This window comes from Streptomyces sp. A1136 (genome assembly GCF_004795055.1).
Classification (GTDB): domain Bacteria; phylum Actinomycetota; class Actinomycetes; order Streptomycetales; family Streptomycetaceae; genus Streptomyces.
This window is the reverse complement of the sequence record NZ_SSBJ01000052.1, coordinates 25,227-39,835: the sequence shown is the minus strand read 5'-3', so window position 1 is coordinate 39,835 and position 14,609 is coordinate 25,227. Positions and strand designations below refer to the sequence as shown.

The following is a 14,609-nucleotide window of genomic DNA, read 5'->3' as shown; positions in this document are numbered from 1 at the left end:
GGTACGTCTGCGGGAACAGGCCCGGGGATCAGGCCGAGCGGCGGCGTCCCTGGCCCGCGCCACCGACGCGGCTGCGCGCCGAAGCCGCCGCCGCACCGGCGGCGGAGCCGCCCGCGGTACGTCGGCCGGTCAGGGCGCCGGTTCGGGCGAGCGCGGTCGACGTACCGCGGGCGGCTCCGCCGGCGGTGCGGCGGCGGCTTCGGCGCGCAGCCGCGTCGGTGGCGCGGGCCAGGGACGCCGCCGCTCGGCCTGATCCCCGGGCCTGTTCCCGCAGACGTACCGAGCCGGGCTCCGCACACAGTGCGCGGAGCCCGGCTCGGCCGTTCCTACGGTCGCACCAGCCGGCTCTGGAGCTTCGCCAGGGTCCGCAGGTCAAGGCCGAGGCCGTCCGTCAGGTAGCCGTAGAGGCCGCCGTAGTCCGCCTCCATCCGGGCGGTCGCGGCGTCCAGGTAGTCCTGGCGGACCTCCTGGAGGGGGATCAGCAGCTCGGGGTGCTGCATCCGGCCCGACTGCCTCAGGGCCTCCCGCACTTGGGCGTCGTAGGCCGAGCGGAAGGCGTTCGAGGCCAGGTAGTCCTGCCCGGCGGTGGTCTCGGGCACGGCGAGCGCGCGCAGCAGGAGGTAACTCATCCAGCCCGTCCGGTCCTTGCCCGACGTGCAGTGGTAGAGCAGCGGTCCCTTGCCGTCCGCGATCTCGCGCAGCGTCGCCGCGAACTGCGCCCGGTTCTCGGGGCCGGTCACGAAGGTGCGGTAGATGTCGCGCATGTAGGCCTCGGCGCGGCCGGCGCCGAGCATCCGCTCCTGCTCGGCGGGGTCGCCGCTGGAGATGACGGTGAGCAGGGTTCCGTAGAGACCGAGGTCGCTGACCGGGCGCGAGGTGGGGGTGAGCCCCGCGGGCAGCCGGTCGGCGCCGTCGTAGCGGACCTCCGTCGGGATGCGGAAGTCGACGACCTCGGTGAGGCCGAGCCCGGCGACGGTGGTGACGTCGGCGGGGGTCAGCTTGCCCAGCGCGTCGGAGCGGTAGACCAGCCCCTGGCGGACCTGACCGCCGGTGTAGGTGCGGTAGCCGCCCAGGTCGCGGAGGTTGACCGCGCCCTGGAGGGGGATCTGGCGAATCGTTTCGGCGGACGTCTGTCGGTGCTCGGCGCGTACGGGCACCGGCGCCGCGGAGGCGGTAGCGGCCGCGGAGGCGGCGGTGACGGCGGACGCGGTGGTGACGGCGAGGGCGGACGCGAGGACCACGGTCGCCAGGCGGATACGGGCACGACTCATCTGGGCGGCTCCTGAGAGGAGGGGAAGCGGGTCATCCCGGTGGGGGCGGGGCGTCGGGCGCGTTCAGTCGTACGAGTACGGCCCGTGCCTCGGCCATGACCCGGCCGACGAGTTCCGCACAGGAGGGCAGGTCCTCGATCACCCCCGCGACCTGCCCGGATGCCATGACACCGAGGTCCGTGCGGCCCTCGACCATGGACGCCTTGAGGAGCATGGGCGTGTTGGCGGCGAGCAGGACCTGGCTCCAGGACAGTTCCTTGCCGTGTTTCATCGCCAGCCCGTCCCGCACCATCCCCGACCACGACAGGCCGGACAGCCTCCGGAACCGCGCCGCGTGCCGCACGGCTCGGGCCAGCGCCCGCGTACGGCCCGCCCGCTCCAGCGAGGCGACCAGATCGCTGCGCAGCATCCGGTGCGGCAGTCCGTCGACGGCCGTGGTGACGGTGACGTCCCTGACGCCGGCCTTGAGGTACTCGGCCTTCACGGCGTCCGGGACGGTCGAATCGGAGGTCAGCAGGAAGCGGGTGCCCATCGCGATGCCCGCCGCCCCGTAGGCGAGGGCCGCGACCAGCCCCCGCCCGTCGTGGAAGCCGCCCGCCGCGACCACCGGGATGTCCACGGCGTCGACCACCTGGGGCAGCAGCACGGTCGTGGCCACCTCCCCCGTGTGCCCCCCGCCCTCGCCGCCCTGCACGATCACCGCGTCCGCGCCCCACGCCGCGACCTTCTCCGCGTGCCGGCGGGCCCCGATCGACGGGATGACCACCACTCCCGCGTCCTTGAGCCGGGCGATCAGCTCCCGGGACGGCGCGAGGGCGAAGGACGCGACCCGCACCCCCTCGTCGATGATGAGGCGGGCCCGCTCGGCCGCGTCGCCGGCGTCGGCGCGCAGATTGACCCCGAACGGGGCCTCCGTGCGGGACCTCACCTCCCGGACCGCCGCCCGCAACTGGTCCACCGTCATCGTCGCCGAGGCCAGGATGCCCAGGGCGCCCGCGTTCGCCGCCGCCGACACCAGCCGCGGGCCGGCCACCCACCCCATGCCCGTCTGCACGATCGGGTACCGGACCCCGACCAGCCTGGTCAATGCCGTCTCCATCGTCAGACCCGCACTTCCCGCTCGCGCAGGCCCTCGGGGTCGATCACCTCGCGGATCAGACGCAGCTCCTCGGCGCTCGGCTCGCGCGTGTACGGGACGTCGTCGGCCACGGCGAGGGCGAAACCGGTGGCGGCCCGCACCTCCTCGACGCCGACGCCGGGGTGCAGCGAGGCCAGGCGCATCGAGCGGTCGGGGGTCTCGAAGTCGAAGACGCCGAGATCGCTGACCACCCGGGGCAACCGGTGGAAGCGGGTCACCCCGGCCGCCGCCGCCCGGTCGTGACCCACCCCGCTGACCATGTCGACCCGCTCCACGAACACCCGCGGAGAGTGCCGGGCGATCCAGTAACTCACGGGGTTGTTGAGGGTGTTGACCGGAGCGCCGCGCACCCCCAGGAGCTGGCGGGTGGGCCGCTCCCAGTCCCCGACACAGGAGATGTTCTGGTTGCCGTACCGGTCGATCTGCGCGGCGCCCATCATCACGTGGCGCCTGCCGCCGGTGACCATGGCGAGGTGGCGGCGGTACGGGAGCCAGCCCTCCACGGTGCCGTCGAGCCCGACGAGCATCGCCTCGCCGTCGGTGAGGAGCAGGTCGGGGCTGAAGGTCCGCTTCGCGAGCCGCGCCCCGACGGACGGGACGAGACCCATGGGGCTGGCGAGTACCTCGCCCGCGCCGCGCCAGGCCTCGGCGCAGGCGATCACACAGTACTCGGCGCGGGTCGGTTCACTGGTCACCGCTGCTGCTCCTCGTGCCAGGCCGCGACGGCCGACTGGTAGGCGTGCTCGCCCGGTCCGGACAGGAAGCGGGCGGCGAACTCGGGCCAGGGGGTCGACGCGTACAGCTTCTGGAAGGGCTCGTCACGCCCGTAGTCGGGGACGCAGGAGGTGAAGTGGGCCCCGTGCGGGGTCTCCACCACGCCGGTGACGCTGTGGCGGCTGACCAGGAGGGACTGCGGGGGACCGGACTTGGCGAGGTCGGCGCTCTCCACGAGTTGCTCGCATGAGACATAGGCGGCGTCGGCGGCCTCGCAGAACAGGTCGTCGAAGTACGGGTCGGGGCCGAGGTACTGGCCGTTGCCGAGGCGGTCGGCGCGGTTGAGGTGGACCAGGGCCGCGTCCATGCGCAGGGCCGGGACGGCGACGAACTCCTCGCCGTCGGCGTAGGGGGAGGTGACGGTCCGCAGCTCGGGGTTGACCCGCATCACGTCGGAGCCGAGACCCGCGCGGACGGGCAGGAACGGCAGCCGGTTCGCGGCGGCGTGCAGGCCCCACATGAACATGGCCTCGTCCAGCTCGGTCAGGGCGAAGGCGCCCCGCTCGCGGGCGGCCCGGAAACGCGGCTCCAGCGGGATCGAGTCGAGGGTGGCGAAGGGGGCGACGAGCCGCCTGATCCGCCCGGCGGCGGCCAACAGCCCGACGTCCGGGCCGCCGTAGGAGACGACGGTGAGATCGGTGATCTCGGAGCGGAGCAGTGCCCGCACCAGTGCCATGGGCTTGCGCCGCGAGCCCCAGCCGCCGATGCCGAGCGTCATCCCGCTGCGCAGCCGCCCCACCACGTCCTCGGGCGTCATGGTCTTGTCCGTCATGCGTCCGGCTCCTTCCCGAAGGTGTCGCGGACCCGGTCGGCGACCCCGCTGAGATTGGCCTCGAAGGTGAACCCCTGCTCGAAGCGGTAGCTGCGTCGCACATCGACGGGGTCGATGCCGTTGATCGCCGCCTTGGCCAGCCGGACCAGGCTGCCGTCCTTGCGCGCGATCTCCGCCGCCAGCCCCAGGGCCGCGCCGCGGACCTCCGCACCAGGGACCACTTTCCACACCGAGCCGTGCGCGTGCAGTTCGGCCGCCGTCGCGGTACGGGAGGTGTAGTAGAGGGTCCGCATCAGGTGCTGGGGGACCAGCCGGGCCAGATGGGTGGCGGCGCCGAGCGCGCCCCGGTCCAGCTCGGGGAGGCCGAAGACGGCGTCGTCGGAGGCCACGATCGCGTCGGCGTTCCCGACCAGTCCGATCCCCCCGCCGAGACAGAAGCCGTGGACGGCGGCGACCACCGGCACCTCGCACTCGTACACGGCGGCGAAGGCCTCGTAGCAGCCCCGGTTGGCGCCGATGAGCGAGCCGTGGCCGGTGTCGCGCTGCATCTCCTTGATGTCGACGCCGGCGTTGAAGCCCCGGCCCTCGGCGGCGAGGACGACGCAGCGGACGGCCTGGTCGCGGCCCGCCGCGCGCAGGGCGTCGGCCAGCTCGTACCAACCGCTCACGGGGAGGGCGTTGACGGGCGGGAAGTCGACTGTGATCAGGGCGATGCCCTCGTCCGGGCAGGCGGTGGAGACACCCATGGGCGGATCAGCTACCTTTCCACCAAACATTTGTTAGGTGAGGAAGGTAGCAGCCGATGGAGCTCAAGGGGAGGGTGGTCGTCGTCACCGGCGGAACCCGGGGTGTCGGCGCGGGCATCGCGCGCGCGTTCCTCGCCGCGGGCGCGCGGGTCGTCGTCTGCGCGCGCCGGCCACCGGACCGGCCCGTCGAGGAGGGCGACCGCCGGGCGTCCTTCATCGCCGTCGACCTGCGCGAACCGGCAGCCGTGCACGACGTGTTCCAGGAGATCGCGCAGCGATACGGGCGACTGGACTGCCTGGTCAACAACGCGGGCGGCACCCCGTACCGGCTGTTGGGGGAGGGAGAGGGAGAGGCGGCGCGGCACGCCCGGGTCGTCGAACTGAACCTCCTCGCGCCGATGACGGCTTCGCTGGCCGCCCACCCGTGGCTACGGGCCTCCCGGGGTTCGGTCGTCATGATCGGCAGCGTGAGCGGCACCCGGCCCTCGCCGGGCACGGCCGCCTACGGGGCGGCGAAGGCGGGGCTGGAGAGCCTGGCCCGCTCCATGGCCGTCGAGTGGGCGCCCGAGGTACGGGTGAACTCGCTGGTCCCCGGCATGGTGCGGACCGAACTGGCCCACCTGCACTACGGGGACGCGGCGGGGGTCGAGGCGGTCGCCGCGACCGTTCCGCTGGGGCGGCTGGCCGAACCGTCCGACATCGGGGCGGCGGCGGTGTTCCTGGCCTCCGACCGGGCGGCGTACGTGAGCGGGGCGAGCCTGCTGGTGCACGGCGGCGGGGAGCGGCCCGCCTTCCTGGACGCGGCAACCACCAACAAGGAGGCGTGACATGGCAATGGCCCAGGGGCGTGTGGTCATCGTGACGGGCGCGGGGCGGGGGCTCGGCCGGGCCCACGCGCTGGCCTTCGCGGCGGAGGGGGCGCGGGTCGTGGTCAACGACCTCGGCGTGGGACTGGACGGGCTGCCCGGCCCCGACAGCCCGGCCGCCCGCGTCGTGGCGGAGATCAGGGCGGGGGGAGGGGAGGCGGTCGAGCACGGCGGGGACATCGCCACGAACGAGGGCGCGGCCTCCCTGGTCGAGAGCGCCCTGGCGGCGTTCGGGCGCCTCGACACACTCGTCAACAACGCCGGGTTCCTACGGGACCGGATGCTGGTCAACCTGGACGAGGACGACTGGGACGCGGTGGTCCGCGTCCACTTGAAGGGGCACTTCCTGCCGCTCAAGCACGCGGCGGCGTACTGGCGGGCCGAGGCGAAGGCCGGGCGCGCGGTCGCGGCGCGGGTGGTCAACACCTCTTCGGGGGCAGGGCTGTCGGGCTCCGTCGGGCAGGGGAACTACAGCGCCGCCAAGGCGGGCATCCTGGCGCTGACGCTGGTCGCGGCGGCGGAGATGGGCCGGTACGGGGTCCAGGTCAACGCCATCGCGCCGGCCGCGCGGACCCGGATGACGGAGCGGACCTTCGCGGAGGCGATGGCCGCGCCGGACGGGGGCGGGTTCGACGCGATGGCCCCGGAGAACGTGTCGCCGCTCGTGGTGTGGCTGGGATCGCGGGCCTCGGCCGGGGTGACCGGCCGGGTCTTCGAGGCGGAAGGGGGCCGGATCACGGTGATGGAGGGGTGGCGGCCCGGCCCGACCGTCGAACGCGGCGGGCGCTGGACCCCGGCGGAGGCGGGGGAGGCGGCGGCGAAACTGCTGACGCGGTCGCAGGCGCCGGGAGCCGTGTACGGCGCGGGGGAGTAGGGCACGGGAGAAGGAGAGCGCCGGGCTCCGGGGTAGGGCCGCGAACGCGCCTCGGGCCCGGCCCCCTGGCGAGGGGTCGGGACCGGAAGCTTCGTGCGTGCGTTGGGATATGACTACCCGCTACGCATCTCCGCTGAACCATCCTGGACCCGACATCCCGTCGGTGATGCTTTGATCATGTCGATTCACTCGTACGAGAACACCTCGCGCACCGCCCAGGCCGGTCCGCTCAGCCTCCACTACCACGAGGCCGGCCCCGCCGACGGCCCCGCACTCGTCATGCTGCACGGCGGCGGCCCCGGCGCCTCCGGCTGGGGGAACTTCGCCGACAACCTGCCCCACTTCGCCGGGCGCTTCCGCACGCTGATCGTGGACCAGCCCGGTTACAGCCGCTCCGAACTGCCGGAACCCGACTGCGACTACTTCTCGTACAGCGCGCGGGCCGTCATCGCCCTCCTGGACGAACTGGACATACCCCGGGCCCACTTCCTAGGGACCTCGCTCGGCGGCGGCGTCGCCGCCCGGATCGCCCTCGACCACCCCGCACGCGCGACCAAGCTGCTGCTCAGCGCCCCGGCGGGCCTCTCCCTCAACCTCTTCTCCCCGGCTCCCACCGAGGGCTTGCGCCGGCTCATCGAGTTCGGGGAGTCGGCCGCACCCACCCGCGAGCAGATGCGGGCCTTCCTCACCACCTTGGTGCACGATCCGTCGCGCGTCACCGACGCCCTCGTCGAGGAGCGTTACGCGCCGGCGGTGGAGGAGCGGGCCAGGCTGGGCGCCGCCCGGATGGCGGCCTCGTTCGCCAGGTGGCCGGAGGGTTCGCTGTTGTGGCGCGAGGCCCACCGCATCGGCTGCCCGGTGCTGCTGACCTGGGGCCGCGAGGACCGCGTCACCCCGGTCGACGGGGCGTTCGTCGCGCTCAAGACCCTCCCCGACGCCCGGCTCCACGTCTTCCCGCGCTGCGGCCACCTGGTCCAGGACGAGGCGGCCGAGGACTTCCGGCGCCTGGCGACGGACTTCTTCCTCGGCTGACGCCCCCGTCGGCCGACCCTCGCGGGCCGCCCTCTCGCGTGTCGCACTCTCGCGGGCCGACCGTCGTCGGCCGACGTCGCGAGGTGTCCGAAAACGCGTACTTGTCGGCCCCCGGGAGTAGCAGTGTCATGGACACGTCATCACCCAGTGACGCGCACGGCCCAACCCCCCACGAAAGGCAGTGTGTCGACTGTGTCCACCCTTGCCACCTTCCTCAAGCGCACCCTGGCCGTCGGTGCGGTCGCTCTCGCGGCCGTCAGCCTCCAGCCCGGTTCCGCCACCGCCTCCCCGACCCCCGTCGTCGGTGGAACGCGGGCCGCGCAGGGCGAGTTCCCGTTCATGGTCCGCCTCTCCATGGGCTGCGGCGGCGCCCTCTACACCCAGCAGATCGTCCTCACCGCCGCCCACTGCGTGAACGGCTCCGGCAACAACACCTCCATCACCGCAACCGCCGGAGTCGTCGACCTCAACAGCTCCGGCGCCACGAAGGTCAAGTCCACCAAGGTGCTCCAGGCCCCGGGCTACAACGGCTCCGGCAAGGACTGGGCGCTCATCAAGCTCGCCAAGCCCATCAACCTGCCCACCCTCAAGATCGCCGACACGAAGGCCTACGACAACGGCACCTTCACCATCGCCGGCTGGGGCGCCGCCCGCGAAGGCGGCAGCCAGCAGCGGTACCTGCTCAAAGCCACCGTCCCCTTCGTCTCCGACGCCGCCTGCCAGAGCGCCTACGGCAGCGACCTCGTACCCGGCGACGAGATCTGCGCCGGCTTCGACCAGGGCGGCGTCGACACCTGCCAGGGCGACTCCGGCGGCCCGATGTTCCGCCGGGACGACACGAACGCCTGGATCCAGGTCGGCATAGTCAGCTGGGGCGAAGGCTGCGCCCGGCCCGGCTACCCGGGCGTGTACACGGAGGTCTCGACCTTCGCCGCGGACATCAGGGCCGCCGCCGCGGGACTGTGACGCCCCCCTCGGCCTTCCGGCCCACCGGACCGGCCCCCCGGGCCCTTCCGGACCGGAGGGCCGAGGCCTCCGCCTCCCCTCCCGCACCCCGCCCGCCACCACCGGCACCCCGCCCGACCCCACCCACGCGTCACCGCCCGCATCCCCACCGTCACCCGCCCCCGGGTCCCGTCTCACTGTCCGGCCGACCAGCGGAAGAGCCGCCCGAGCCACGTATTCTCGGGGACCATGAACACCAGCGACACCGACGAGACCGGCGAGACGACCGGCGAGGACGTCACCGCCGAACTGGCCCGCCTCAGGGACAGCATCGACAACATCGACGCGGCCGTGGTCCACATGCTCGCCGAGCGCTTCAAATGCACCCAGCAGGTCGGCCACCTCAAGGCCCGCCACCAGCTGCCCCCCGCGGACCCGAGCCGCGAGGCCAGCCAGATCGCCCGCCTGCGCCAGCTCGCCGAGAACGCCAAACTCGATCCGGCCTTCGCGGAAAAACTCCTCAACTTCATCATCGCCGAGGTCATCCGGCACCACGAGACGATCGCTGCGGGCGAAGAGTAGACCCCTGGGGCCCGGGCGCCGTTTCCGGCAGCATGGGCCCCATGTCATCCGCACTGACGCGCGACGAAGCGCAGCTCCGGGCCCAGCTCCTCGACGTCCACCACTACGGCGTCACCCTCGACCTCACCACCGGCGAGGAGACCTTCGACTCCGCGACCGTCATCCGGTTCACCGCCCGCACCGCCTGTGACACGTTCCTGGAGCTGAAACCCGACGAACTGCGCTCCGTCGAACTCGACGGCCGCCCCCTGGACCCCGCCACCCTCAGCGGCAACCGCCTCCCGCTCACCGGCCTGGCCGAAGGCGCCCACGAACTGCGCCTCGACACCCGCATGCGCTATTCCCGCACCGGCGAGGGCCTGCACCGCTTCACCGACCCCGAGGACGGAGAGGCGTACGTCTACACCCAGATGTTCATGGACGACGTCCAGCGCGTCTTCCCCGCCTTCGACCAGCCCGACCTCAAGGCCGTCTTCGAGTTCACCGTCACCGCGCCGTCCCACTGGTACGTCCTCGCCAACGGCATCACCACCCGCACCGGCGACCGCACGGGATCCCCCTCGGGCGACGGCGCCGGGATCTGGACCTCCGCACCCACCCCCGTCATCTCCACCTACCTCGCCGCCATCGCCGCCGGCCCCTGGCACAGCGTCCGCACCGACCACGCCGGACTGCCCTTCGCCCTCCACTGCCGGCGCTCCCTGGCCCCCTACCTCGACGCCGACGCCGAGGAGATCCTGTCCGTCACCAAGGACTGCTTCGACCGCTACCACGAGAAGTTCGCCGAGCCGTACCCCTTCGACTCCTACGACCAGGCCTTCGTCCCCGAATTCAACGCGGGCGCCATGGAGAACCCGGGCCTCGTCACCTTCCGCGACGAATTCGTCTTCCGCTCCGCCGTCACCGACACCGAACGCCAGCGCCGCGCCATGGTCATCGCCCACGAGATGGCACACATGTGGTTCGGCGACCTCGTCACCCTGCGCTGGTGGGACGACATCTGGCTGAACGAGTCCTTCGCCGAGTACATGGGCTACCAGACCCTCGTCGAAGCCACCCGCTTCACCGGCACCTGGACCGAGTTCGGCATGGAACGCAAGCCCTGGGGCTACGACGCCGACCAGCGGCCCTCCACCCACCCCGTCGCCCCCGACGCCGTCCCCGACACCGCCTCCGCCCTCCTCAACTTCGACGGCATCTCCTACGCCAAGGGCGCCTCCGCGCTCCGCCAACTCGTGGCCTGGCTCGGCGAGAAGGACTTCCTCGCCGGCATCAACACCCACTTCAACCGCCACAAGTTCGCCAACGCGTCCCTCGCCGACTTCGTCGACTCCCTCGCCGCCCACACCGAACGCGACGTCCACGCCTGGGCCGACGTCTGGCTGCGCACCACCGGCGTCGACACCCTCACCCCCCGCGTCGAGGACTCCCACACCGGCGAAGGGCACCCCGGCTGGACCCTCACCGTCGACCACCACGGCAGCCGCCCGCACCACATCGGCGTCGGCCTCTACGACCACGACCCGGCCGGCCACGGCCTGGAACTGCGCGAACGCCTCGCCCTCGACGTCCCCACCGACGAGGTCCTCTCCGTCGGCGGCCCCCGTCCCGCCCTGCTCCTCCTCAACGACGGCGACCTCGGCTACGCCAAGGTCCGCCTCGACGCCGGCTCCGTCGAAACCGCCCTGCGCGAACTGTCGGCCCTCCCCGACCCGCTCACCCGCACCGTCGTCTGGAACGCGCTGCGCGACATGGTCCGCGACGGCGAACTGGAACCCGAGGCCTACCTGGAGACCGCCCGCGCGCACCTGCCCGCCGAGCAGGACCTCGCCATCGTCCAGGGCGTACTGGCCTTCGCCCGCACCCACATCGCCGCCCGCTACGTCGCCCCCGGCCGGCGCACCGCCGCCCTCGCCACCATCACCGACACCGCCCGCGCCCTCATGCGCCGCACCGAGGACGGCTCCGACCCCGGCCTGCGCCTGGCCGCCGTACGCGTCCACATCGACAGCGCCACCCAGCCCGACACCCTCGCCGGCTGGCTCGCCGACGGCACCGTGCCCGGCGGTCCCGAACTCGACCCCGAGCTGCGCTGGCGCATCCTCGCCCGGCTCTCCGTGCTCGGCGCCGTCGACGAGGCCGAGATCGCCGCCGCCCTCGCCGCCGACCCCACCGCCACCGGCGAGGAAGGCGCCGCCCGCTGCCGCGCCGCACTGCCGACCACCGAGGCGAAGGAAGCCGCCTGGAACCGGCTCTTCCACGACGACACGCTGTCCAACTACCTGTTCAGCGCCACCGCCCAGGGCTTCTGGCAGCCCGAACAGAGCGACCTCCTCCGGGGCTACGTCCAGCGCTACTACCCCGAGGCCGTCGCGGTCGCCGCCCGCCGCGGACCCGCCATCGGCGACGCCGCCGGCCGCTGGGCCTTCCCCGCCCACGCCGTCGACGAGGACAACCTGCGGGCCGGGCGCGCCTGCCTCGAAGACCCCGAACTCATCCCGTTGCTGCGGCGCAAGCTCGTCGACCAGCTCGACGACCTCGCCCGCGCCCTGCGCGTGCGCGCCGCGGGCTGACACACCGCCGGGCACCCCACACGGGCGGGGCGTACCGCCGGTCGAACAACCGGCCGTACACCCCACCCGTACGGGGCAATCCGACAAACCCCGGCGGTTACCCCATTCGGGTCTGATCGTTGTGCTGGGCGGGGACCCGGCTGTCCCCGCCCAGCCACCGCCTAAGGACACCCGGATGACCAGCCCGCCCGGCACCCCGCCGCCCCTGCCCCCGCTCGCCGGCGGCCCCGGCGGCGCCGACGCCCTGCGGCCCCTGCTCGACACCGTCCTCGACGCGCTGCGCACCGGAGCCAAAGAACGCGGCGGCCCCCTCCCGGCCGGCGGGCCCGAAGCCCTCACGGCCCACGTCCGGGCCGCACTGGGCGACGTACTCCCCGCCCACGGCACCGGCGACCACGAAGCCCTGCGCACCCTCGTCCACACCCTCGCCGCCGGCGCCGCCGACCCCGCCGACCCGCTGTGCGCGGCCCACCTGCACTGCCCGCCGCTGGCCGTCGCCGCCGCCGCCGACCTCGCCGCCTCGGCCCTCAACCCCTCCCTCGACTCCTGGGACCAGGCGCCCGCCGCCTCGGCCGTCGAAGCGCTCCTCACCCGCGCCCTCGCCGCGGAGTTCTACGACACCCCGGGCGCCGACGCCCTCGTCACCACCGGCGGCACCGAAGCCAACCAGCTCGCCCTCCTGCTGGCCCGCGAACGCCACGGACCCGGGCTCACCGTCCTCCACGGAGCCAACGCCCACCACTCCATCCCGCGCGCCGCATGGCTCCTCGGACTGCCTCCCGCCACCGCCCTGCCCACCCCCGCCGGGACCCTCGACCCCGCCCGCCTCGCCGAAGCCCTCACCCGCACCACCGGCCCCGTCCTCGTCGCCGCCACCGCGGGCACCACCGACGCCGGCCTCATCGACCCCCTCGGCCCCCTCGCCGACCTCTGCCACCGCCACGGCGCCGACCTCCACATCGACGCCGCCTACGGAGGCCTCCTCGCCCTCAGCCCCCGCCACCGCGCCAAGGTCGACGGCCTCTCCCGCGCCCAGTCCATCACCCTCGACCTGCACAAACTCGGCTGGCAGCCCGTCGCCGCAGGACTCCTCGCCGTCCCCGACAGCGCCCTGCTCGCCCCCCTCGCCCACCAGGCCGACTACCTCAACGCCACCGACGACACCGAAGCCGGCCTCCCCGACCTCCTCGGCCGCTCCCTGCGCACCACCCGTCGCCCCGACGCCCTCAAGATCGCCACCACCCTGCGCTCCCTGGGCCGCGACGGACTCGCCCACCTCATCGACCTCACCTGCGCCGCAGCCCACCGGCTCGCCGACCTCCTCGACGCCCACCCCGGCTTCGAACTCCACGCGCGCCCCACCATCAGCACGGTCCTCTTCCGCCCCACCCCCACGGACGACGACCGGCTCGCGGCCCTGCGCCGCACCCTCCTCCTCGACGGCACCGCCGTACTCGGCCGCGCCACCGCCGACGGCCGGCTCTGGCTCAAGGCCACCCTGCTCAACCCCCACACCACGCAACGGGACCTGGAAGCCCTCGTCACCCTCCTGGCCCCGTCACCCTCCCGGAAGGCAGCACCCACCGATGACCGCGCAACCCGAAGCACCCCATGACCTCGTAGGGATCGGCATCGGCCCCTTCAACCTGTCCCTCGCGGCCCTCGCCCACGGCCTGCCCGGACAAGGAACCGGAGAACTCGCCACCGCCTTCTACGACCAGCGCAGGGACTTCCGCTGGCACCCCGGACTCCTCATCGACGGAGCCACCCTCCAAGTCCCCTTCCTCGCCGACCTCGTCACCCTCGCCGATCCCACCAGCCCCTGGAGCTTCCTCAACTACCTACGGCACAAGGAACGGCTCTTCCCCTTCTACTTCGCCGAGCGGTTCCACATCCAACGCGCCGAATACGACGCCTACTGCCGCTGGGTCGCCGGGCGCCTGCCCGGACTCCACTTCGGCCACCAGGTCGACGCCGTCCGCTGGAACCCCGAACGCGACCTCTTCGAGGTCGACTTCACCCAACTCGACCCCGACGGCGAGGCCGAGGCCCTCGGCCGCTCCTACACCCGCAACCTCGTACTCGGCGTCGGCACCACCCCCCACGTACCCGAACCCCTGCGCCCCCTCGCGGAAGCCCCGACCGTCCCCGTCATCCACTCCTGCGACTACCTCGACAACCGCGAACGCGTCCTCGGCGCCGAACACGTCACCGTCATCGGATCGGGCCAGTCCGGAGCCGAGGTCTTCCTCGACCTGCTCCGCGCCCGCCCCGCCGGCCGCGAACGCCTCACCTGGCTCGCCCGTACCCCCGCCTTCGCGCCCATGGAGTACTCCAAGCTCGGCCTGGAACACTTCACCCCCGACTACACCCGCTACTTCCACGCCCTGCCCGAACCCGTCCGCGACCGACTCGTCCCCGCCCAGTGGCAACTCCACAAAGGCATCGACGCCGACACCATCGCCGCCATCCACGAGGAGCTCTACCGCCGCACCCTCCAGGGCGGCTGGCCCGACGCCGTCCTCACCCCCGGCGTGAGCGTCCGCACCGCCGGCCGCGTCGCCACCACCAAGGTCGAACTCCACCTCGAACACACCCAGCAGGGCACCCGCTCCCGCCTGACCACCGACGCCGTCGTCCTCGCCACCGGCTACCGCGAACGCCCCCTCACCAGCCTCCTCGCCGGTCTCGACCCCTACCTCCGCAAGGACTCCGCCGGCCGCCCCCGCATCGACGACCGCTACCGGATGATCCTCGACCCCAGTGTCACCGGCAGCGTCTTCGTCCAGAACGGCGAACGCCACACCCACGGCGTCGGAGCCCCCGACCTCGGCCTCGCGGCCTGGCGCAGCGCCGCCATCCTGAACACCCTCACCGGCAAAGAGGCCTACCCGCAGCCCACCCGCACCGCCTTCACCACCTTCGGACTCGACCAGCGCGAGCACGCCCGCCCCCACCCCGCGAGCGAACTGCTCCCGCTGGTCGAGCACCCCTGACGACGACCGAAGGGAAGTCCGGAACGGCGACTACGGGGAA

13 protein-coding genes and 1 pseudogene are annotated in these 14,609 nt (G+C 73.2%); 9 read left to right on the top strand and 5 right to left on the bottom strand.

The window, feature by feature from the left end; all coding sequences use genetic code 11:
* Positions 1-253: pseudogene (locus E6R62_RS40395) on the top strand (hypothetical protein); the annotation flags it as partial.
* Positions 254-326: 73 nt separating this feature from the next.
* On the opposite strand, the gene E6R62_RS33220 reads toward E6R62_RS40395, so the two are convergent.
* From E6R62_RS33220 to E6R62_RS33200, 5 genes are read right to left on the bottom strand one after another with little or no spacing between them, the layout of a single operon-like run.
* Complete coding sequence (locus E6R62_RS33220; protein WP_136217210.1) at positions 327-1,271, bottom strand: tyrosine-protein phosphatase; 945 nt, start codon at positions 1,269-1,271, stop codon at positions 327-329.
* Positions 1,272-1,302: 31 nt separating this feature from the next.
* The gene (locus E6R62_RS33215; protein WP_136217209.1) at positions 1,303-2,370 is read right to left on the bottom strand and encodes a nitronate monooxygenase family protein; all 1,068 of its coding nucleotides are present in this window, start codon (positions 2,368-2,370) and stop codon (positions 1,303-1,305) included.
* A 2-nt stretch (positions 2,371-2,372) separates the two neighbouring features.
* Positions 2,373-3,104, bottom strand: a complete 732-nt coding sequence (locus tag E6R62_RS33210) for a CoA-transferase subunit beta (RefSeq protein WP_306432497.1) — start codon at positions 3,102-3,104, stop codon at positions 2,373-2,375.
* On the bottom strand, positions 3,101-3,955 hold the full coding sequence (locus E6R62_RS33205) for a CoA transferase subunit A (protein WP_136217207.1): 855 nt from the start codon (positions 3,953-3,955) through the stop codon (positions 3,101-3,103). Before E6R62_RS33205 ends, E6R62_RS33210 begins: the two co-directional genes overlap by 4 nt.
* Positions 3,952-4,701 carry an enoyl-CoA hydratase family protein gene (locus E6R62_RS33200; protein WP_136217206.1) on the bottom strand — a complete coding sequence of 250 codons (750 nt, stop codon included), beginning with the start codon at positions 4,699-4,701 and terminating at the stop codon, positions 3,952-3,954. Before E6R62_RS33200 ends, E6R62_RS33205 begins: the two co-directional genes overlap by 4 nt.
* 56 nt (positions 4,702-4,757) lie before the next feature.
* On the opposite strand from E6R62_RS33200, the gene E6R62_RS33195 reads away from it, so the two are divergent.
* From E6R62_RS33195 to E6R62_RS33160, 8 genes are all read left to right on the top strand, one after another.
* On the top strand, positions 4,758-5,528 hold the full coding sequence (locus tag E6R62_RS33195; protein WP_136217205.1) for an SDR family oxidoreductase: 771 nt from the start codon (positions 4,758-4,760) through the stop codon (positions 5,526-5,528).
* A gap of 1 nt (position 5,529) precedes the next feature.
* Entirely contained in the window at positions 5,530-6,441 is a 912-nt protein-coding gene (locus tag E6R62_RS33190) for an SDR family oxidoreductase (protein WP_136217204.1), read from the top strand.
* A 177-nt stretch (positions 6,442-6,618) separates the two neighbouring features.
* Positions 6,619-7,473 carry an alpha/beta fold hydrolase gene (locus tag E6R62_RS33185; RefSeq protein ID WP_136217203.1) on the top strand — a complete coding sequence of 285 codons (855 nt, stop codon included), beginning with the start codon at positions 6,619-6,621 and terminating at the stop codon, positions 7,471-7,473.
* Positions 7,474-7,656: 183 nt separating this feature from the next.
* Positions 7,657-8,439 (top strand): serine protease, encoded by a 783-nt coding sequence (locus tag E6R62_RS33180; protein WP_206308924.1) that lies wholly within the window; start codon positions 7,657-7,659, stop codon positions 8,437-8,439.
* Between the two features lie 228 nt (positions 8,440-8,667).
* A complete protein-coding gene (locus E6R62_RS33175) occupies positions 8,668-9,000 on the top strand; it encodes a chorismate mutase (protein ID WP_136217201.1) in 333 nt (110 codons plus the stop codon).
* A 32-nt stretch (positions 9,001-9,032) separates the two neighbouring features.
* Entirely contained in the window at positions 9,033-11,573 is a 2,541-nt protein-coding gene (pepN, locus tag E6R62_RS33170) for an aminopeptidase N (protein WP_168714255.1), read from the top strand.
* Positions 11,574-11,748: 175 nt separating this feature from the next.
* Positions 11,749-13,188: an aminotransferase class V-fold PLP-dependent enzyme gene (locus E6R62_RS33165; RefSeq protein WP_136217199.1), complete on the top strand. Its 1,440-nt coding sequence runs from the start codon at positions 11,749-11,751 to the stop codon at positions 13,186-13,188.
* Positions 13,160-14,569, top strand: coding sequence for a lysine N(6)-hydroxylase/L-ornithine N(5)-oxygenase family protein (locus tag E6R62_RS33160; protein ID WP_136217198.1), 1,410 nt, complete (start codon positions 13,160-13,162; stop codon positions 14,567-14,569). The genes E6R62_RS33165 and E6R62_RS33160 overlap by 29 nt, the downstream gene beginning before the upstream one ends.
* The last annotated feature ends 40 nt before the right edge of the window (positions 14,570-14,609 follow it).

Coding starts and splice junctions, on each gene's coding strand:
- E6R62_RS33200 (WP_136217206.1), bottom strand. CDS start 4,701: ATGGGTGTCTCCACCGCCTGCCCGGACGAGGGCATCGCCCTGATCACA.
- E6R62_RS33220 (WP_136217210.1), bottom strand. CDS start 1,271: ATGAGTCGTGCCCGTATCCGCCTGGCGACCGTGGTCCTCGCGTCCGCC.
- E6R62_RS33190 (WP_136217204.1), top strand. CDS start 5,530: ATGGCAATGGCCCAGGGGCGTGTGGTCATCGTGACGGGCGCGGGGCGG.
- E6R62_RS33160 (WP_136217198.1), top strand. CDS start 13,160: ATGACCGCGCAACCCGAAGCACCCCATGACCTCGTAGGGATCGGCATC.
- E6R62_RS33185 (WP_136217203.1), top strand. CDS start 6,619: ATGTCGATTCACTCGTACGAGAACACCTCGCGCACCGCCCAGGCCGGT.
- E6R62_RS33175 (WP_136217201.1), top strand. CDS start 8,668: ATGAACACCAGCGACACCGACGAGACCGGCGAGACGACCGGCGAGGAC.
- E6R62_RS33195 (WP_136217205.1), top strand. CDS start 4,758: ATGGAGCTCAAGGGGAGGGTGGTCGTCGTCACCGGCGGAACCCGGGGT.
- E6R62_RS33205 (WP_136217207.1), bottom strand. CDS start 3,955: ATGACGGACAAGACCATGACGCCCGAGGACGTGGTGGGGCGGCTGCGC.
- E6R62_RS33165 (WP_136217199.1), top strand. CDS start 11,749: ATGACCAGCCCGCCCGGCACCCCGCCGCCCCTGCCCCCGCTCGCCGGC.
- E6R62_RS33215 (WP_136217209.1), bottom strand. CDS start 2,370: ATGGAGACGGCATTGACCAGGCTGGTCGGGGTCCGGTACCCGATCGTG.
- pepN (WP_168714255.1), top strand. CDS start 9,033: ATGGGCCCCATGTCATCCGCACTGACGCGCGACGAAGCGCAGCTCCGG.